Origin of the sequence: Klebsiella sp. K5-306 (assembly GCF_051835185.1) — a bacterium.
GTDB lineage: Bacteria > Pseudomonadota > Gammaproteobacteria > Enterobacterales > Enterobacteriaceae > Klebsiella > Klebsiella oxytoca.
Genome location: NZ_JAIFJY010000008.1, coordinates 1 through 20,223, shown reverse-complemented (window position 1 = coordinate 20,223; position 20,223 = coordinate 1). Strand labels below are relative to the sequence as shown.

Sequence of the window (20,223 nt, the reverse complement as noted above, 5' to 3'; positions counted from 1 at the left end):
ATTATCCTTTGATAATAATTGCGTAATAGTTGCCGCCTTCCGTCGCCCCTACCAGCAATACATATTTAATTTTGATATTCAGAGGCTGACGCACAAAATTTATACGCTGATCAACAAAGTCACTGGTATACGGTATAGCAGGAACTGCCTGCTTTTTAATACAATCAAGAAGTATGATCAGATTCAACAAGCCTGCACACGAAGCCACGAAGCCAAAAAAGGCGTTGTAGTTGACTACCGGGACTATTGGATTAACCTGACGAAATGATTCATATATGGCATTCAACTCAATTGTTGAATTCTCAATGCTTCCGTTGCTGGTGCCACACACCAAATCGATATCTCTGGCACAAATTCCTGCATCATTAAGCGCGCGTTCGATGGCTAAGGCCATTGCGCTGGATTTTTCATCAATTTGAGTAACATCAAAATAGCTGTTGTTGCATGATTTACCATACCCGACAACTTCCGCTAAAACCTCAGCGCCGCGCGCAGCGGCCGCAAGCAGATCTTCGAGCATTAACATACAGGCGCCTTCGCCAGGTACGTAGCCCTTCGCTTCTTTAGCATAGACCTGATAGTCCCTGACATCAGATGCCGCGTGAATCTTCTGCGTCACCCCATCCATGTATAGAGACATGGAAGGGAAATACTCATCAGCGCCCCCGACAATAACTTGCGGCTGAAGCTGCTGGCGAATGATCTCATAACCATAAGTTAATGCGCCAAGAGCCGCATTTTCACCGGTTGCAAGAGTAGTGGTGTACCCTTTTACCCCTTCAGAAATACCGCAAAAAGTTGCAATCGCATTCATCAGTGAACCAGGAAACTCCGACGTACGTACCTTTCCAGGGTCTGGCTTCAGACTCTGCAAATATTTATAAGTTGTCTCTTGTGGCCCGCGCGCCATGCCCATAACCAGACCGAGTTCTTCTCCATCGCGCTTAATACGTCGCTTAGCCATATTTAGCGCTTCCGTAAGCGCAATTAGCGCGAAGGTACCGCCGCGAGTAGCCTTACGCGAATCGAAGCGACGCAGGTGTTTACGCGGCTCAAGCCCTTTGACCTGGAAAGTTTTAAAGGTGGATGGTTCATGCGATGCTTCACAGCTGGCAATGCCATAATTTGCCCCAAAAAGCTCCTCAAACTGCCTGCTCTTTATTAAAACATGCAGCAGCTCTTCAGCTTCAATTAATACATCTTGAGGGAAAATGATCACCTCAAGCTCGACGGCGCTGCTTTCAATTTGACTAATATTCGTAAGTATTTCATTGATACGATGCCCAATAGCGGATACAGCTCCTATGCCAGTTATCGCTACCCTTTTGGCCTCATATGAAGTCACCGGAACCGAGCCCGGCCTGGTGCTTACAATCATGCAGCAGTTGTTACCCCCGAATGCATAGTTATTCTTCATAAAGATATTAATATCTTTTTTTACGAACTCATTCGGGACGTAATCCAGATCGCAGTTAGGCCGTGCCTCAGTGAAATTAAGGGTAGGTAGTACCTGTTGGTCAGGCAAAGTGACCAGGCAAGCTATAAGTTCAACGATTCCGGCAGCGCCAATATTATGGCCAAAGTAGGATTTCGTAGAACTGATCGGAATATTTTCAATGTCGCGAAACACTTTTTTCATCGCCAACGTTTCGATTTGATCGTTAGCTTCAGTACCTGTTCCGTGCGCATTAATATAATCAACCTGATCGGGTGTAATCCCCGCATTAGCCATGGCCTTTAACATAACTTGTACTGCTCCGCTGGCTCGCGGATCGGGCCCTGTTTCGTGGTAAGCGTCGCAGGATGTGGCATAAGAAAGAATCTCGCCATAGATGGTAGCGCCGCGTGCAATGGCGTGTTCATACTCTTCCAGTACAATAGCCCCCGCCCCCTCGCCAATTGACATACCGGATTGGCCAGAGAAAGGTGAACAGGATACGGGATGCATGACATTGAGAGCATAAAAGCCAGCAAAGGTCGGTAAATAGATCGGCTCCGTCCCAACTGCCAGCATAGCGCTACTCTTGCCATTCTGAATATAATCGAATGCCATACCTACGGCATTAGGGCTTGCTGTACAGGCCGTGGCAACAAGTTCGACTCCACCTTTCAGCCCTAACAATGTCGAAACGCTGGAACAGCAGGAAGAGAAGCCACCGGAATACATCGCCTTACGTAAGGAAAAATCCTGAATTCGCTGCTCAAAAAGCGGCAGGAAGGCTTCTGTACCCGCAGAGGAAACGCCAACTATTAAGCCCATCTCATCAAGGCAACGAGGGCAGTTAACCAGGCCGGCCTGTATCAACGCGTCCCTGCCAACCTTATATGCCCACAGCGCAGCGTTATCGAGCGAGGCAATAATCTCCTCAGATAATTCAGGACAATCGATTTCATGTAGTACTTCGGCCGCCCGTGCGTTTTCAAACCATTCTGAAAAACGTGCGCTATCAGTAATACCATTTTCCTTCTGTAGCAGGGCTAGCCTGAAATCCTCAATATTATCCGCAAGAGATGACAGGATGCCCATCCCTGTAATAACTACTCTTTTCCTGTTTGTTTTCATAATATCCGGAAAACCCTTGATTTAAACAGCAAATAAAAAATAACGACCGTGTTTAGCAAGTTAACTTTAATACTCTATGCTTTATAAAACACTTTTCGCTTTCGATGGATCAATATAGCTATGCGTTGTCGGGTTAACCAGCAAACTGAAATTATATATAAATGGTAAAGTTTTAGTTTTTGCCGCAATATCACCGTGCGCTGTTTTTATTATGTAACCGTCGATGTCTGATAGTGCATAAGGGGTATTAATAAACGCCAACGCTATCCAACTTTGCGCAGCCGGAGAATATACAGCATTAATAATAAACCCAACGGTCTGCCCATTAACAAGGATTTTATCATCCTTGCTAAGCGACGCGCAATTAACGCACGGAACAATGCCAACAACTTTGCGAGCAGCACTCTGGGCAGACATCAGCTCAACAGCAGCTTTGCCGATGAAATCTTCCTTGTCATACTGGATAGCCCACTGCAATTGTAATTCGACAGGGTTTGTTGAATATTCTGCGTAAATGCTTTGATCCCAGCCAGGATTTTCTACGCGAACTATACGCTGGTAATCCAAACCGCCAGTTTTAAGTAAGTACTTAACTCCTATCTTTTGTAATTTAACCCATAGTTCAACGAGTAAACTTTGAGGGCCAATTACTTGATAGGCAAACTCCCCATGCTTACCGCAGCGGAAGACAATTAAGTCATCTTCAGTATTCATGTATTCGCAATAAGGAAGACCGATGATATCATATCCATAGATCTCGGACATCAACTCCCAGGAATATGGCCCTTCAAGCATGATAGCCCCCCAGTTATCGTCTTCCATGGATTTTATTTCCGGGATCTCCTGAATACCTAAATCATCATATTTTTCCGCTGCGAACTTAAGGACTTCTATAATCCTGGCAACAGAAATATTTTCAGACAATATATAATAACCATCCATAGCACACAGCACATACATATCACCAAGGATAGTCCCGTCGTCATTCAAGACGAGTGAATAAATTCCTTGTTCATCTCGTACAATTGAAATGTCAGCAGAGGCAATGTGATTTACAAGAATCCATGCATCTTCACCTGTTACGCTAACAATGGCCATATGAGAGTAGTCGACCAGCAAAGCATTCTCTCTCACCGCTTTATATTCATCTAAAATATCATGATAGGATGAAGGTATGCTCCGGTTGTTATAATTGCCCATCACAGCATTATCTTCTAAATGTAAATCGAAAAGCGAGCTCATAAAACACCTTTATAAATTAACATGATTGACATCAGGAATGTTTTTTCTGAATAATAAATGAAGCAAGGCTATTAATACTTCTCATATATGATGGATCATCCCCTTCTTGCACTTGAATGTTAAAAGCCTTATCAAGCATGACGATAATCTCCGTCGCATCAACAGAGTCCAACTTCAGTCCATTACCAAACAAAGGAGTATCGTCATCAATTTGATGCTCTTCACGTTGAATATTAAGCCGATGAATAAGCTCCGCTTTTATAGTCACAAGTATTGATTTTCTTTGATCGATCTTCTCATTAATATCAGTCATAACATTCCCTTACGATAAATTATAAAACTTCCCGAAAATTGATAATGGTGCCCTGGCTTATAATTTTCTTACCTACATTGGCAATAACCGAGTAATGTTTAAAGCCATTATTGTCAGAAAACGCGAGTTTACTTACCACTTCAATAGTATCCCCCGGATAAGCTGAGGCTTTAAACTTCAAATTTTGCGCAGCCAGTACTCCACGTACCTGTGCCCGACGCTTATGTATAACTTCAAGCATATCAGGTTGATCTATATATGTGTGGATATCACGCAGAGTTAGAAATTCTCGCCCTGTGCGTAGTTGATAAATATCGCAAATGTCACACAAAAAAGAGAAATATTCACTAGCTTGGCCAAATATCTCCGAAATAATAGCCCCTGGCATGATAGGATCTTCAGGAAAATGGCCAAGAAGATACGGTTCATTATAAGTGACATGCTTTATCACTTTAACATACCCATTCTCGCCATACTTAAAATCATCGATTCTATCTACCATTAACAATGGCTGGCGCCACCCACCCATAGCCAGAAAAACTTTTGTCGGGATCTTAAATTTTGACATATATCACCGCATAACCATACCACCATCAATGACGATGGTTTGCCCGACAATATAACTTGAAGCAGAAGAGCTCAAATAAACAATAGTATTTGCAACTTCTTCACATTTCCCAAGGCGCTTAAGCGGAATTGAATTAGTGACTTCACGCACTACCGTACGAGACACTTTTTTAACCATTTTTGATTCGATCATTCCCGGCGCAACGGCATTTACTCGTACGCCCCGTGGCGCAAGCTCAGCGGCCAGCGTTCGTGTGAAACTTAAAATGGCACCTTTGGAAGCGCTATAATTAACCTGACCAATACTCGGAACAATAGCAGCAATAGATGCAACATTAATGATTGCAGGGTTCTGGGCCGAACGTAACAAAAGTAAGACCTCTTTAGTCAAGCGAAAAAGCCCCAGAAGATTAGTATTAATAACAGAGCTAAAATCATCAAAAGTCATAGCAGCAAAGAGGTTATCTTTCACTATTCCTGCATTGTTCACTAAAACATCCAGTTTTCCTTTATCACTGGATAATTGTGCACATATGGCCGCAACATCTTCCTGATTCGATAGATCCCCCTGCAGGAGATGAAGTTTTTTTCCAGCAGGATGATGTGATTGAAGCTCCTTCAACTGCGCTTTATTGGTGCAGTAAAGTGCATAAACGACGCATCCTTGCTCAAGAAATTTGCCGCAAATGGCGTGACCGATATCACCGCTGGCGCCTGTGACTAATACGGTTTTATCAACGAGGTCATTATAATTATACATATCTATTGATCACCTTAATTAACAAAGAATAGTCACTGCGATTGCATGAGTACGGCAATGAGAGATACTTAAGGAGATATTAGCAACTCCTTGCTCATCGAGGATTTCCTTCAGTCTTCCGGTTATCAAAAACGCTGGCTTTCCATATTCATCATGCGTGACCTCAATATCATGAAAGCGGATTTTATTGTTAAACCCATAACCTACTGCTTTTACAATTGATTCTTTTGCCGCCCAGAACCCAGAAGCGCGCTCATAATTTGGGTCGTGCGGGTTAATTTTATTAATCTCAGCATGAGTAAACACTCTCTGTAAAAAGCAAGAATTGCTGTTCGTCAAGGCCTGAATAATTCTTTCCACTTCAACAATATCCGTACCAACACGCATGATTTATCGCTACGATAGTTATAATTGGTAATTAAAGTTAAACTTAACTTTATACTTATCTACATTTAAATTATCGGGGTAGACAAAAGGGCTCGATAAGGATAAATCGTACTCCAAACCATAAACAACTCCTTTTAAACCGGTTATGCCGCCCATTATTTTTTTACTCTCAATCTCCTGCACCGGGACCTTACCGATGATTTGGCCATAATCCAGACCAAAATAGGGAGTTATGTTTTTATAACCTGTAATAAGATTGAGCGTGTTCTGTATATAAAATCCCTTATTACCATAAATTCCTCCACTATCATCAAAGCCACGAACACTCCAACGGTCGCCTATAGTAAGCTGATCCTGTAGAGTAAGATTATCCGGCGTATACTGTACACCGAGATTAAGTTCATAATAAGCATCAACAGGTAATGAAGTTAGCCATTTCATATAATTCACATTCAGATTCATGATCTGACTCTGGCGACTTACATCTCCGTTACGCATATCCGGCGTTTCTGTACTTCCTAAGGCCTTGATAAAACGCTGCCAGCTTAAACTGGAATCTAATACGGCCCCGGGGAAATTTTTCTTGTAATTTACCCCGAGCTTCAAATTACTCATATCGCGTTTTTGTAAAACTAATTCTTCCCCCCCTAATGTATAATCATACTTGCGTCTGATAAGTTCTGCATTGGCGGAAAGCTTTGAACTCGCATCACGATGCAGCATTCGTGATCCCTTAAGGCTGAAGTACTGCGTCTTCCCCACATAGTCAAAATCATAGGGGCCAACATCAATACTCTGTTTTGATTTACTACTACTATAAAAAAGGCTTAATTCAGAGTATCCAAAAGGGATACTATAGTAGGTGCTAACATTTTTATACCCTCCTGTCTGACTACTGGTACCGGCCAAATAAAAAAGATCGCTAGATTTCGTTAAATTATAAACATAACCGGTTGTCCCTAAGAGTTGGTTGCCAGTACTTTTATCACCAATATTGTTATATGTTGTTCTTAAATTCCATCTTTTAGTACGCTGAGGTTTAATCTCAACTTCACTGGTACCGTTGTTAACGCCAGGTATGATATTTATCTTAACATCAACCCAAGGCGTCCTCTGTATATTTTCCAGCCCCTGCTCAATATCCCTGACATTCAGAATATCTCCTTCCTTAAAGGGCAACCCCCATGTACTTATATCATTATCAGATATAATAACTTGTGATATTCGCCCAGGAATAACTCGCAGCTTTAGTTTTTTAGTCAAAAGATCCTGAGAAGGTATCTCGACTCGGGTTGTTATGTACCCGGAATTTATAAAGTGATCCTGCAAAACGACAGCTGCTTTTTGTAATCCTTTGACCCCCAAACACTTACCGGTGATTCTTTTTTTAATTTTTTGGATCCAGCGATCGTTCAGGAAGTCATTTTCGAGAATAAGCTCGTCAATATCATAGCATGGCGTCTCTTGTGGAAAATCGCTATCCACCGCTATTTCCTGTACGGCTTGCGAAAAAACATCTTTTTTTTCAATCTTCCGTTCTTTGATTGATGTATTATCATTACTCTGTTGTTCTTTTATCATACGCCCGAGCGGCATGTCTGCAAACGTCTTCGAGCTGAAACTCATTAATATCAAGGCCGCGCTGAAAATATATCGAATATCCATTTCGTTTCCTGACAGGTAAAAGCAGCAATCCCTTGCTGCCTTTACCTTATATTTAGCGTTCTATCTATTTACCAACCACAGTACCAAATATATTTGTTATATTTGCAGCTGTCTGAAGTCCTTGAGCCCCACCAAAGACAGCCCAAAAGCCAGTATTGATAACTTTTTTGGCATTGATTACGGCTTTTCCTTCGGTATAGATATTCAAATAGTTATAGATATTATTTGCCACATTCAAATTGAGTTGGGATGAAGCAACCAGGTTACCCATATTAGAGACATTATTAGCATCGACCCTGGTCGTATACCCAGTGATATTACCATTAGCATTGTTGGTCAAGTCAGTATTGGTAGTAATTGTCAATGCCTTGCCAGAAACGATATCTTTATTGTTAGCTATAGTATATCCACTAACGTTAAGATTCCCGTCAGCATTAATGGTATGAGAATTTCTTAAATAGCCGGTGCTTTTTACAGTCACATCCCCCTTGCCACTAATCCAGCCATTATTGAAATAATCACCATTAACATTTATGAAAATATCCCTATCTGAGGAAATAATACCAGTTGCGGTATTTTTAGCGATAGAACCGCTACCTTCTAAAGACAGCGAGTCAACATTAATATTCATGTTGCCTGCACTGTAAATAGTTGAATAATCTGCAGCAACATGTTTGGCAGCGATGTTCATGTCGCCAGAATTAGCAACCACCTGCCCTTTGTTGTTTGTCAGGTTACCAGAAAGGTTAATGTTAGCATCTCCCGACTGAGAGATAATACGTCCAGAAGTATTGTTGACATTTTTTGCGGTAATATTCAGATTCTTACCGGCGATTACACCGCCTTCCTGGTTGATGTAACCGAAATATTGTCCTGCATAAGCTCCAAACATGTTACTAGAACTAACATTAATGTCGCCTTCCGCCTTTAACGTCAGGTTTTCACGGGAGAACATCATTGAATACTTGCTGTCCAGATATGAGCCTGATTCAACGTTGATATTTTTGGCGAGAATCAACGAGCTGTCATTAATAATTTTGTTAGCTTTAATCGATACGTCACCCTCGGTAGACGTTACCATAGCAAGACGGCTATCAAATTTGTCGCTAAGCTCGATATTAACACCTTTTATACCATTGATTCCTGCCTGGCTGGTCCGCAGCTCACGACCTTCGATTGAAATATTCTGACTACTTTCAATTTTCCCCTGGTAGTTATCGATATCTCTAGTGGTCTTTAATTTAATATCACCGGCTGAGGCAATTGTTCCAGCATTATTAAAGACATAATCTGCCGAGATGTCTGTTCCGCTTCCAGAAATTATACCTTTGGCTTCCGCACCGGCCGGATCGAGTGATTTATTATTGTTATTTTTAACAGCTTTAGTAGTTGTTATTTTCACATTAGCTGCACTGGAGCGAATCAAGCCAGTTATATTTTCTATATTACCAGCACTATTAATCTCTACGTTTCCATCGGCATCAATAACGCCAGAGTTATTAGCCATAGAGCTATTCTTTAGATTAATATAATTGCCATGTATTTGACCATTACTATTGCTGAGTTCTCCGCTCTCGATAAGTACTATTGCCGCTTCGATACCAGCGTTTTTGCTTCTTCCGGAGTTGTTCAGCTTATTATTGTTGGTATTAACCGTTAACATTCCTCCAGATGCAATCTTACCATTGGCATTATCCAGTGCACCGCTTAGAATGTTAATATCTGATGCAGCAGAAATATTTCCCCCAGTGGTATTATTGATGCTGCTTTTGGCAGTATCAATTGTAATACTTCTACCGCTGTTAATTTTACCGTTTATATTATCCAGAGCACCATGGGTATTTACAGCTATGTCGCCACTAGATTGGATCATAGCGCTGTTATTTATTAGCTTACCGTTGCTAGTGATATTAAGGCCACTGGCACCGCCGGCAATAGTCCCTTCGTTACGTACCCCAACGCCGCCTTCAGTGCTAATCAAATTAATGCGGTTGGCATACATACCGCCGAGTTTAGAGACATCCACGCCATAGGAAGCAGCTTTATCGATGGCCTCCACTGTGCCGGTGATAGAACCATCGACATCGAAAACGTTGTTGCCTGCGGTGACTGATAGCTCATCAACTCTTAGACTTCCGTTCACTTTGACGCTGCGGGCTAAAATTTCTGTGGGTGATTCACTTTGGAAGTTACCAACAGTAATATTGCCGCCCTTCACGGTATAACCGGTTAATGCACCATCTTTTACATTTGGCGTACCGGTCGTCAGCGTCCCTTTTTCCGCATTGATGAAACCACCCCCTTGGGTGGTAATCCCATTTGGGTTAGCAATGATCAGATGAGCAGAGTCGCCGGCCACTTCCATCATCCCGTTGATGGTACTTGCATTTTTTGAAGTTACTTCATTCAGAATAACTTTCGCGGTTCCACCCGCGAGATTAGCATTACCTTCAATCTGCCCGGCCAGAGTCGTTTGCACGGCGCTGGCGGAGTTATTGAAAATCACCCCTTCTTTGCCCACGTTTAGTGTTTCGTAAACGTTATGTGAGAGTCCTTTGCTATTTGCTTCTTTAATATTCACAACAGGAACACCGTTTGCTGACGTGACGTTCCCATTAATGATTGAGATATCAGCCTGGGCCATTACCGGTAAAAGCAGTAATATTGAAGCAGCAACAGGATTTAATTTTAGCATTCTTTTTTTATTCGCGTAATGTTTCATATAAACCTTTTCAGATAGTATTGATAGAGCACAGCCTAATGGAATTACACAATGTGCAAGCATCATCATTCACATCAGGCCATTTTTAGCACACTAATTAGTGCACCGATCCTTGTGTGTAAATCACATCCAATTCATCAACATCTTGTATACAGCAACCAATATGATTTATGAAATATATGAAGCATAAACTTTAGTATTTTTAAGCAAAATATTTAGTCAATTATATTTTTAATTTACGAATTTTACCCTCTGCAGAGGTTGCATCCGCGTAAGCTTATCTCTGTTCTGCACCTTATGGTTTAGGCCGCTGATATTATCCCTGCCGGCCACAGCTTTCATACAACACTTAACTGACTTCGCTATACTTTCCTCGAATAGTTTCATAAACAAAAGTGAATTATTACCCGTTATATCAACTTCCAGACCTTCATGATGAAGATCAAGAACGAATATTGTTTTTAATTTAAATCGGAAGATTTCTAATATCCTCAACTTTGTGTTTACTATTGTTTCATGCGAAATCAAAAAGAATAACACCGCTCAAAGCCGGGCTTCAATAATCTGATTTTATTGGATTTTAGCAGCAACCTCAGATAAACACACCATTCGGCCAGGCGCTATTCGTTCGAAAACTCATTTCACAATATTAATAAAGTGAGGGTTCTGGTAAACATCCGGATGTTAGTGTTACCTATCTGAAATCGCTTTAATTTTATTTTCATCAATTTCTGATACCTTATGCGATGTGTTATTGAACATTAAATTATAAAAATACCAAGCAGGTAAATAATAAGCACGATGAATAAAAACATCTCCATATTCCTCGACCGTACAAATTTTATATGGCGGCAGCATAGTGAAAGTCGAATAATTCAACCAACTCTTTGATGGGTAAAAACGCTAATAAGTCAATGAATAGTCTATTAAGGAGTTAGCATGGCAAAACATGAAATATATTTGAATGCAAGCTCAAGGACATAACCCTGCCGGCTATCGCCACTATTATGCAACTGGCGTGCTATACCGCTTACCAGTCATAATCGATATGCGGGTTTAATGTCTGAGAGCAAGCCGCTGTTGCGAGGCTGAGAGGAGATTGATTAACTAAAGGGAATATTATTGTGTAGTTGAACTCATTTATTTCACATTTAAAAGTCATGATTCAGAACGTGAGTCAAAATGAGCGACGGCTTATCCGACCGATCTAATGGGCCGGATAAGCGCGTACTATCTGAACATGCTGACTAATCGCGGAAATTTTTGAACTGGAACGGCTGACCTAAATCACCGCCGCGTACCAGCGCCATAACCGCCTGCAGATCGTCACGAGATTTTCCAGTAACGCGAATTTCTTCACCCTGGATCTGCGCTTGCACCTTCAGCTTACTGTCCTTGATAAGCTTAACGATTTTCTTCTGCGTCGCGCTCTCAATCCCCTGCTTCAGCTTTGCATCGACAAACCAGGTCTTACCGCTATGTACGAACTCATCCGGAACTTCAATAGAACTGCCTTCAATTCCGCGTTTAAGCAGCTTGGCGCGCAGAATATCCAGCAGTTGATTAATCTGGAAATCAGATTCACTGAGGACCTTGATAGACTCGTTCTTTTCGTTCAGTTCAAAGCTCGCTTCGACGTTACGAAAATCAAAACGCGATTCAACTTCACGGGTCGCGTTCTCTACGGCGTTTCGAACTTCCTGAAGATCAACTTCAGAGACAATATCGAAAGATGGCATCTTTTCCTCTCCTTCAGTTTCTTTTGCGTTGCATAATACCTGCAACGCGACATAACTCAACTTGTTATCCCGAAAGGATAACTGATAACGCTATACTTTAGCCATGAGCACCTGATGCAGCACTCACAGGTGAGGAGGAATAATGAAAGTAACCGTACTCGGATGCGGTGCACTGGGACAGTTATGGCTAACTGCGCTGTACAAACACGGGCATGAAGTCCAGGGCTGGTTACGCGTCCCCCAGCCATTCTGTAGCGTCAATGTCATTGATACCGACGGTAGCGTGTTTAATGAATCATTTATCGCTAACGATCCTGATTTTCTCGCCAGTAGCGACCTGTTGCTGGTCACGCTGAAAGCCTGGCAGGTCTCCAACGCGGTGAAAAACCTGAGCGCAATTTTGCCCTCATCATCGCCTGTTTTGCTCATGCATAACGGTATGGGAACCGTGGATGAGCTTAAAAGCATCAGACAGCCGCTGCTGATGGCTTCGACAACCCAGGCTGCTCGCCGCGACGGCAACGTCATTGTCCACGTTGCCAATGGCACCAGCCACATTGGTCCGGCGAAAAATTATCCGCAGGACTACAGTTATCTTGCCGATGTGCTCCAGGGCGTGCTACCTGACGTTGCCTGGCATAATAATATCTACCCCGCAATCTGGAGTAAGCTGGCGGTAAACTGCGTGATTAACCCGCTGACGGCGTTGAAGAACTGCCAGAACGGCGCCTTACGCGAATATCCTCAGGAAGTCGCTGACATCTGCTATGAAGTTGCGGCGGTTATGGAGCGCGAGGGGATGCATACCTCGCCGGAAAACCTGTTATTCTATGTTCATCAGGTTATTGAAAGTACGGCAGAAAATACTTCTTCAATGCTGCAGGATATTCTCGCCCAGCGCCACACGGAAATCGACTATATTACCGGTTTTCTGCTAAAGCGTGCTCGAGCCCACGGTATAGCCGTACCTGAAAATACCCGTCTGTTTGAACTGGTTAAGCGTAAGGAGAATGAATATGAGCGCGTCGGCACTGATTTGCCTCGCCCCTGGTAGCGAAGAGACCGAAGCGGTCACCACCATAGATTTACTCGTTCGCGGCGGCATAAAGGTCACAACCGCCAGCGTCGCCAGCAATGGCGATCTGACGATTGTCTGCTCGCGCGGCGTCAAGCTGCTGGCCGATGTGCCACTGGTAGAAGTGGCCGATGGCGACTTCGATATCATCATTCTTCCTGGCGGCATTAAGGGCGCCGAGTGCTTCCGCGACAGCCCTCTGCTGGTTGAGACCGTGCGTCAGTTTCACCTTTCCGGGCGTATCGTCGCAGCGATCTGCGCCGCGGCGGCCACCGTACTGGTGCCGCATAATCTGTTCCCCATCGGCAATATGACCGGATTTCCCGGGTTGAAAGATCGCATTCCTGCCGGGCAGTGGCAGGACAGGCGCGTCGTCTGGGATGCTCGCGTTAAGCTACTTACCAGCCAGGCGCCCGGGACGTCCATTGATTTCGCTTTAAAGATAATTGATCTGCTGGTTGGGCGTGAAAAAGCCCATGAAGTCGCATCACAGCTGGTCATGGCGGCGGGAATTTATAACTACTACGAAGCGTGAGCCAACGGCGGAAATTTCCGCCGTTACCTTCACATATGACGTTCAATAAACCTGAATACCTGCGCTCGCGGATACGCATCTAAATCAACGGGGATCCACAAAAATCCTAAGGTCCCTAAATCTAAATAATCCATTTTTCCGTGACTTACGATCCCCTTAACGTGTCTCCACGCCAGAAAAGCCCGGTAATTTTGATTAGAGTGATCCATCCAACTTACGCCCTCCTCCCACAGCTGAAGGCAATATCCGCTGCGAATAGCTTCATTGGCGTCATAAAAGCGACGGGACCAACATCTCTGAAATCGGCGATAAAGAAGCCGGATGGTCAACACGCCGACAATGTAGCATCCCAGAAAAACGGCTATCACCTTTGAATTGCGTAACCTGAAAAGATACTCGCCCGCCCCATCGCTAATGGACCAGGCGCTTAATCTGAACTGATAATGACCATCGCTCAATGACGCAAAAAAGGCAAAAATCAGCCACATAATAAGTGTGCTAATAAGAAATGCGGGTACAGGAGCTAAACGGCGGCGACGTTCTGGCAATGCGAGCCGGGCCAGCCTCGCTCCCCACTGGTATTGGGAAAACGACAAACACTGTCCCGGAATATAAATCGTCAACGGCACGCCATCCTGGCCTGCGGGTTGTTCAGGAATCATATAACATCCTTGTTATCAATTTGTTATGGGCGATACACCTTCACGTTCTGGAAGCCCTGCTCGCGCAGATACAGCGCCTGCAGGCGGCTCATCACGCCGCGTTCACACCACAGCAGCCAGGTTTTATTCTGGTCGAGATCGCCAAATTTGGTGCTGAGCTTATAGAACGGTAGAGAGACCACATCCACGCCTTCCACCTTTAACGGCCTGTCATCCTGTTCGTCGACAGAACGAATGTCGAGGATTACGTCGTTCGGGCCAAAGCCGCTGACGGTTTCCACTTCCACCACGTCCTGTTCTGTCTGCTGAGCAATATCGCGGATATCGATATTCGTCGCTTCCGCTACCACTCTTTCCAGGATGTCGAAATCGAAGTGCTCTTCTTCCGCCTCGATCTTCGCCTTTACCGCTTTAATGGTCGGGCTCTTCGAGATAACCCCGCAGTATTCCGGCATGGTACGGGCAAAATCTTCGGTACCGATTTCACGCGCCAGATTAATAATGTGCTCTTTATCGTGTGAAATCAGCGGACGCAGAATCAGGGTATCCGAGACGTTGTCGATCAGACGCAGGTTGGTCAGCGTCTGGCTGGAGACCTGTCCCAGCGCTTCGCCGGTAACCAGCGCCTGCACGCCGTAGCGCTCGGCGACTTTTGACGCCGCGCGAACCATCATACGCTTGAGCACCACGCCCATCTGGCCATCATCGACTTTTTCCAGAATCTCGCCAACCACGGGTTCGAAGTTAATCGCCACGAAACGTACCCGGTGGGAACTGCCGAAACGGTTCCACAGGTAGTGCGCCACCTGACGTACGCCGATTTCATGCGCAGCGCCGCCGAGATTAAAGAAGCAGTAGTGCACGCGACAACCGCGACGCATCAGCATATAGCTGGAGACGCCGGAGTCGAAACCGCCGGAAATAAGCGACAACACGTCTTCCTGGGTGCCGATCGGGAAACCGCCAATACCTTCATAGCGCCCTTTAACCAGCAGCAGGCGATCGTTTTCAATCTCGAGGTTCACCGTCACATCGGGGTCGGTTAACTTCACGCGCGCCGTTTCAATATGTTGGTTCAAACCGCCGCCAACGTAGCGCTCGACTTCGATTGAGGTAAACTCATGCTTACCGCGGCGCTTAACGCGCACGCAGAAGGTTTTACCTTCCAGCGCTTCACGCCACAGCGGCAGCGTCTGCTCGAAAATATCGTGCAGGGAAGTATAAGGAACGTCCTCGACTTCAAGAATATGGTGAATACCGGGGATACGGGTCAGGGCATCGCGAATAGCCAGGCGCTGGTTTTCATCCTTTGCCCGAACCTCGATATGATCCCAATGACGAACGACGGCAAGCGTCTCATCATAGTTTTTGAGAACGTTACGAATGTTCCCGGTTAAAATTTTAATGAAGCGCAATCGCACAGATTGGCTTTTGATGGTGATTTCCGGGAACAATTTAATGATAAACTTCATGGCGACAATATTCGTTGGCAAGCCCGACGGGGCTTTAAGCATAAAAAGTTGTACAGGCGCGATCGGCGTCTGCATCCAGGGCGCGGAGTATACCACTATTGGACGCTTTTCACCTGGCATTGCGCGTTATTTGATTAACCGCGCGACTTCGTTACCATATTGATAGCCATCGAGACATAACAAGAGTCTATATTCACTATGCCAAAGAAAAATGAGGCCCCGGCCAGCTTTGAGACCGCCCTGGGCGAGCTGGAGCAGATTGTTAATCGTCTGGAAAGCGGCTCGCTGCCGCTAGAAGAAGCGCTCGGCGAATTCGAGCGCGGCATACAGCTTGCGCGCCAGGGGCAGGCAAAGCTGCAGCAGGCCGAGCAGCGCGTGCAAATTTTGCTGGCGGATAGCGAAGATGCGCCGCTGACGCCTTTTACGCCGGACGCTGAATAAATGGATTTTCCGCAACAGCTACAGTCGTGCGTTGAGCAGGCTAACGAAGCGCTGCGTCGTTTTATCGCTCCGCAGCCCTTTCAGAACACTCCGCTGGTCGAAGCCATGCAGTACGGCGCACTATTGGGCGGCAAGCGCCTGCGCCCGTTTCTGGTTTACGCGACCGGCGACATGTTTGGCGTTAGCCGCGCTACGCTGGACGCTCCCGCCGCCGCCGTCGAATGCATCCATGCCTATTCGCTAATGCACGACGATCTTCCGGCAATGGACGATGATGATTTGCGCCGTGGACAGCCGACCTGCCATATAAAATTCGGTGAGGCGAACGCAATTCTTGCTGGAGACGCCCTACAAACGCTGGCGTTTTCTATACTGAGTGATGCGCCGATGCCAGAAGTACCGGATCGCGATCGTCTGGCGATGATTTCTGAACTGGCGCAGGCCAGCGGCATCGCCGGGATGTGCGGCGGTCAGGCGCTGGATCTGGAAGCGGAAGGTCATCAGGTTGACCTGCCGTCGCTGGAGCGTATTCATCGCCATAAGACCGGTGCATTGATTCGCGCAGCGGTACGAATGGGCGCACTGAGCGCAGGTGAAGCCGGACGCAGAGCGTTGCCCGCTCTCGATCGATACGCAGAAAATATCGGTCTCGCCTTCCAGGTCCAGGATGACATTCTCGACGTGGTAGGGGATACTGCCACCCTTGGCAAACGTCAGGGAGCCGACCAGCAGTTGGGCAAAAGTACCTACCCCGCCCTTCTGGGACTTGAGCAAGCCCGGAAAAAGGCCCATGACCTGATTACCGACGCCCGCCGGTCGTTAAACGAGCTGGCCGCGCAATCTCTGGATACCACGGCACTGGAAGCGCTCGCGAATTACATAATTCAGCGTGATAAATAAACAATAAATGAGTCTCTGATGAGTTTTGATATTGCCAAATACCCGACCCTGGCGCTGGTGGACTCCACCCAGGAGTTGCGTTTGTTGCCGAAAGATAGCCTGCCGAAACTGTGCGACGAACTGCGGCGCTACCTGCTGGACAGCGTCAGCCGCTCCAGCGGGCACTTTGCCTCCGGCCTCGGCACGGTAGAGCTAACCGTGGCGCTGCACTACGTCTATAACACGCCTTTCGATCGCCTTATCTGGGACGTCGGCCACCAGGCTTACCCGCATAAAATTCTGACCGGACGCCGCGATCAAATCGGGACTATCCGTCAGAAAGGCGGACTGCACCCCTTTCCCTGGCGCGGGGAGAGCGAGTATGACGTTCTTAGCGTCGGCCACTCGTCCACTTCTATCTCCGCCGGCATCGGCATAGCCATCGCCGCGGCCAAAGAAGATAAGCAGCGTCGCGCGGTCTGCGTGATCGGCGACGGGGCGATCACCGCCGGGATGGCGTTTGAAGCGATGAACCACGCTGGTGATATCAAACCCGACCTGCTGGTAGTGCTCAACGATAACGAAATGTCGATCTCTGAGAACGTCGGCGCGCTAAACAATCATCTGGCGCAGCTGCTTTCCGGAAAACTCTACTCCACGCTGCGCGAAGGCGGCAAAAAGGTCTTCTCTGGCGTACCGCCGATTAAAGAGCTGCTCAAACGCACCGAGGAACATATCAAAGGGATGGTGGTTCCGGGGACGCTGTTTGAAGAGCTGGGCTTTAACTACATTGGGCCGGTGGACGGCCACGATGTTATCGGTCTGGTTAACACGTTGAAGAACATGCGCGACCTGAAAGGTCCGCAGTTCCTGCATATCATGACCAAAAAAGGCCGCGGCTATGAGCCCGCCGAAAAAGACCCGATTACCTTCCACGCGGTGCCGAAGTTCGATCACACCAGCGGCGTGCTACCTAAAAGCAGCGGCGGCCTGCCAACTTACTCGAAAATCTTCGGCGACTGGCTGTGCGAAACCGCCGCAAAGGATGACAAGCTGATGGCCGTTACCCCCGCGATGCGCGAGGGTTCAGGAATGGTCGAGTTTTCGAAAAAGTATCCCAGCCAGTATTTCGACGTGGCTATCGCCGAACAGCATGCGGTCACCTTTGCCGCTGGCCTGGCGATTGGCGGCTATAAGCCGGTGGTGGCGATTTATTCAACCTTCCTGCAGCGCGCCTACGACCAGGTGATCCACGATGTCGCTATCCAGAAGCTGCCGGTGCTGTTCGCTATCGACCGCGCAGGAATCGTTGGCGCTGACGGTCAGACCCATCAGGGCGCATTCGATATCTCCTTCCTGCGCTGCATCCCGGATATGGTTATCATGACGCCAAGCGACGAGAATGAATGTCGCCAGATGCTCTATACCGGCTATCACTACAACGACGGCCCGAGCGCAGTGCGCTATCCGCGTGGCTCCGGTACCGGTGCTGCCTTTGAACCGCTGGCATCGCTGCCTATCGGTAAAGGCGTGGTGAAACGCGAAGGCGAGAAGATCGCCATCCTTAACTTCGGCACGCTGCTGCCACAGGCCGCCAAAGTCGCGGAGAAGCTTAACGCCACTCTGGTGGATATGCGCTTTGCCAAACCGCTGGATGAAGCGCTGGTGCTACAGCTGGCCGCAGAACACGAGGTGCTGGTTACGCTGGAAGAGAATGCCATTATGGGCGGCGCGGGCAGCGGCGTGAATGAGCTGCTGATGTCTCGCCGTCGCGCGGTGCCGGTGCTGAATCTCGGCCTGCCTGATTTCTTCATCCCGCAGGGAACCCAGGAAGAAGCGTATGCCGATCTCGGCCTCGACGCCGCAGGAATTGAAGCCAAAATCCACGCCTGGCTAGCATAATTGCCGTCACCGCTCCTGCTATGCTTAAGGGATACTTTTATCCGTAGCAGGAGCGCACTATGCACTATATCCCTCTTGGCGATACCGATCTCCGCGTTTCCCGGCTCTGCCTTGGCTGTATGACCTTCGGCGAACCGGACCGCGGCAACCATGCATGGACCTTACCGGAAGAGAGCAGCCGCCCGCTCATTAAATACGCCCTCGAAGGCGGGATTAACTTTTTCGACACCTCTAATAATTACTCTGACGGCAGCAGCGAAGAGATCCTCGGCCGCGCGCTGCGCGAATATACCCGACGCGATTCCGTGATTGTCGCGACCAAGGTTTATCATCAGGTGGGCGATCTGCCGCAGGGACTGTCGCGGGCGCAGATCCTGCGATCTATTGACGACAGCCTGCGCCGTCTCGGCATGGAGTATGTCGACCTGCTGCAGATCCATCGCTGGGATTACACCACGCCCATTGAAGAAACCCTCGAGGCGCTCAACGACGTCGTCAAGGCGGGTAAAGCCCGCTATATCGGCGCATCGTCGATGCATGCGCGCCAGTTCGCGCAGGCGCTGGCATTGCAGGAGCAAAATAACTGGGCTCGCTTCGTCACCATGCAGGATCATTACAATTTGATTTACCGTGAAGAAGAGAATGAGATGTTACCGCTGTGCAGCCGCGCAGGGGTCGCGGTAATGCCCTGGAGCCCGCTTGCGCGCGGTCGTCTGACGCGTCCCTGGGGAGAAACCACCGCCCGCCTGGTATCGGATGAATTCGGTAAGTCGCTCTATAATGCCATGGATGAGAATGACGAGCAGATTGCCGCAAACCTTGCGGAGGTCGCGGAAGAGCTTGATGCCGAGCGCGCTCAGGTCGCGCTGGCCTGGCTATTGAGCAAGCCCGGCGTGGCCGCGCCGATTATCGGCGCGTCAAGGCAGGAACAGCTGGATGAACTGCTGCATGCGGTCGATTTAACGCTGACGCCAGAGCAGATTGAGAAGCTGGAAGCACCGTATAAACCTCACCCGATCGTGGGGTTCAAGTAACCCGCCGTCCCTACCAGATTCCCGGCTCGCGCTGCGCTTAGCCGGGCTACAGATTCACCAATATCTGCGGACAACGGGTTGACCACCGCCTCCGGGAAATTATGCCACTCTGCGCTTTGCTCCCGGGGGCGGCGCAAAGCGCCTTGCCGTATATGGACACCTCCCGTTATGCAAGCCATCTCTGCATTTTGTGTAACGGGGTAAGTTGCGTTCGTATATCCGGCCTCTCTTACGATACCGTCGTATCCGGGCCATGATGTTATCT

17 protein-coding genes are annotated in these 20,223 nt (G+C 47.2%); 6 read left to right on the top strand and 11 right to left on the bottom strand.

What is annotated here, in order from left to right; genetic code table 11:
* Nucleotide 1 precedes the first annotated feature (1 nt).
* The 9 genes from K2184_RS13805 to K2184_RS13765 form a co-directional block, all read right to left on the bottom strand.
* A complete protein-coding gene (locus tag K2184_RS13805) occupies nucleotides 2-2,563 on the bottom strand; it encodes a beta-ketoacyl-[acyl-carrier-protein] synthase family protein (RefSeq protein ID WP_163524598.1) in 2,562 nt (853 codons plus the stop codon).
* A gap of 81 nt (nucleotides 2,564-2,644) precedes the next feature.
* The gene (locus K2184_RS13800; protein ID WP_004099490.1) at nucleotides 2,645-3,805 is read right to left on the bottom strand and encodes an aminomethyltransferase family protein; all 1,161 of its coding nucleotides are present in this window, start codon (nucleotides 3,803-3,805) and stop codon (nucleotides 2,645-2,647) included.
* A 31-nt stretch (nucleotides 3,806-3,836) separates the two neighbouring features.
* Complete coding sequence (locus K2184_RS13795; RefSeq protein ID WP_004099489.1) at nucleotides 3,837-4,118, bottom strand: acyl carrier protein; 282 nt, start codon at nucleotides 4,116-4,118, stop codon at nucleotides 3,837-3,839.
* A gap of 19 nt (nucleotides 4,119-4,137) precedes the next feature.
* Nucleotides 4,138-4,686 (bottom strand): 3-hydroxyacyl-ACP dehydratase FabZ family protein, encoded by a 549-nt coding sequence (locus K2184_RS13790; RefSeq protein ID WP_024273836.1) that lies wholly within the window; start codon nucleotides 4,684-4,686, stop codon nucleotides 4,138-4,140.
* 3 nt (nucleotides 4,687-4,689) lie between these two features.
* Nucleotides 4,690-5,445, bottom strand: a complete 756-nt coding sequence (locus K2184_RS13785) for an SDR family oxidoreductase (protein WP_163524596.1) — start codon at nucleotides 5,443-5,445, stop codon at nucleotides 4,690-4,692.
* 18 nt (nucleotides 5,446-5,463) lie between these two features.
* Nucleotides 5,464-5,832, bottom strand: a complete 369-nt coding sequence (gene acpS / locus K2184_RS13780) for a holo-ACP synthase (protein WP_004099485.1) — start codon at nucleotides 5,830-5,832, stop codon at nucleotides 5,464-5,466.
* 18 nt (nucleotides 5,833-5,850) lie between these two features.
* On the bottom strand, nucleotides 5,851-7,497 hold the full coding sequence (locus tag K2184_RS13775; RefSeq protein WP_163524594.1) for a ShlB/FhaC/HecB family hemolysin secretion/activation protein: 1,647 nt from the start codon (nucleotides 7,495-7,497) through the stop codon (nucleotides 5,851-5,853).
* Between the two features lie 64 nt (nucleotides 7,498-7,561).
* Nucleotides 7,562-10,219, bottom strand: a complete 2,658-nt coding sequence (locus K2184_RS13770) for a two-partner secretion domain-containing protein (protein WP_439237759.1) — start codon at nucleotides 10,217-10,219, stop codon at nucleotides 7,562-7,564.
* Nucleotides 10,220-11,466: 1,247 nt separating this feature from the next.
* The gene (locus K2184_RS13765; protein ID WP_004099480.1) at nucleotides 11,467-11,958 is read right to left on the bottom strand and encodes a YajQ family cyclic di-GMP-binding protein; all 492 of its coding nucleotides are present in this window, start codon (nucleotides 11,956-11,958) and stop codon (nucleotides 11,467-11,469) included.
* 142 nt (nucleotides 11,959-12,100) lie between these two features.
* Here K2184_RS13765 and panE point away from each other — a divergent pair, with 142 nt between their 5' ends.
* Nucleotides 12,101-13,012 carry a 2-dehydropantoate 2-reductase gene (panE, locus tag K2184_RS13760; protein ID WP_004099477.1) on the top strand — a complete coding sequence of 304 codons (912 nt, stop codon included), beginning with the start codon at nucleotides 12,101-12,103 and terminating at the stop codon, nucleotides 13,010-13,012.
* The gene (gene yajL / locus K2184_RS13755; RefSeq protein WP_163524592.1) at nucleotides 12,975-13,568 is read left to right on the top strand and encodes a protein deglycase YajL; all 594 of its coding nucleotides are present in this window, start codon (nucleotides 12,975-12,977) and stop codon (nucleotides 13,566-13,568) included. Before panE ends, yajL begins: the two co-directional genes overlap by 38 nt.
* Nucleotides 13,569-13,597: 29 nt before the next feature.
* On the opposite strand, the gene K2184_RS13750 is transcribed toward yajL, so the two are convergent.
* Both K2184_RS13750 and thiI read right to left on the bottom strand, forming a co-directional pair.
* On the bottom strand, nucleotides 13,598-14,230 hold the full coding sequence (locus tag K2184_RS13750; protein WP_004110984.1) for a hypothetical protein: 633 nt from the start codon (nucleotides 14,228-14,230) through the stop codon (nucleotides 13,598-13,600).
* A 23-nt stretch (nucleotides 14,231-14,253) separates the two neighbouring features.
* On the bottom strand, nucleotides 14,254-15,702 hold the full coding sequence (gene thiI, locus K2184_RS13745; protein WP_024273832.1) for a tRNA uracil 4-sulfurtransferase ThiI: 1,449 nt from the start codon (nucleotides 15,700-15,702) through the stop codon (nucleotides 14,254-14,256).
* A gap of 198 nt (nucleotides 15,703-15,900) precedes the next feature.
* Here thiI and xseB point away from each other — a divergent pair, with 198 nt between their 5' ends.
* The 4 genes from xseB to K2184_RS13725 are packed head-to-tail and all read left to right on the top strand — an operon-like array spanning nucleotide 15,901 to nucleotide 19,958.
* Nucleotides 15,901-16,143: an exodeoxyribonuclease VII small subunit gene (gene xseB, locus K2184_RS13740; protein WP_004099468.1), complete on the top strand. Its 243-nt coding sequence runs from the start codon at nucleotides 15,901-15,903 to the stop codon at nucleotides 16,141-16,143.
* The gene (ispA, locus tag K2184_RS13735; RefSeq protein ID WP_004099466.1) at nucleotides 16,144-17,043 is read left to right on the top strand and encodes a (2E,6E)-farnesyl diphosphate synthase; all 900 of its coding nucleotides are present in this window, start codon (nucleotides 16,144-16,146) and stop codon (nucleotides 17,041-17,043) included.
* Between the two features lie 18 nt (nucleotides 17,044-17,061).
* The gene (gene dxs, locus K2184_RS13730) at nucleotides 17,062-18,924 is read left to right on the top strand and encodes a 1-deoxy-D-xylulose-5-phosphate synthase (protein WP_016808654.1); all 1,863 of its coding nucleotides are present in this window, start codon (nucleotides 17,062-17,064) and stop codon (nucleotides 18,922-18,924) included.
* A gap of 59 nt (nucleotides 18,925-18,983) precedes the next feature.
* Nucleotides 18,984-19,958 carry an aldo/keto reductase gene (locus K2184_RS13725; RefSeq protein ID WP_163524590.1) on the top strand — a complete coding sequence of 325 codons (975 nt, stop codon included), beginning with the start codon at nucleotides 18,984-18,986 and terminating at the stop codon, nucleotides 19,956-19,958.
* The last annotated feature ends 265 nt before the right edge of the window (nucleotides 19,959-20,223 follow it).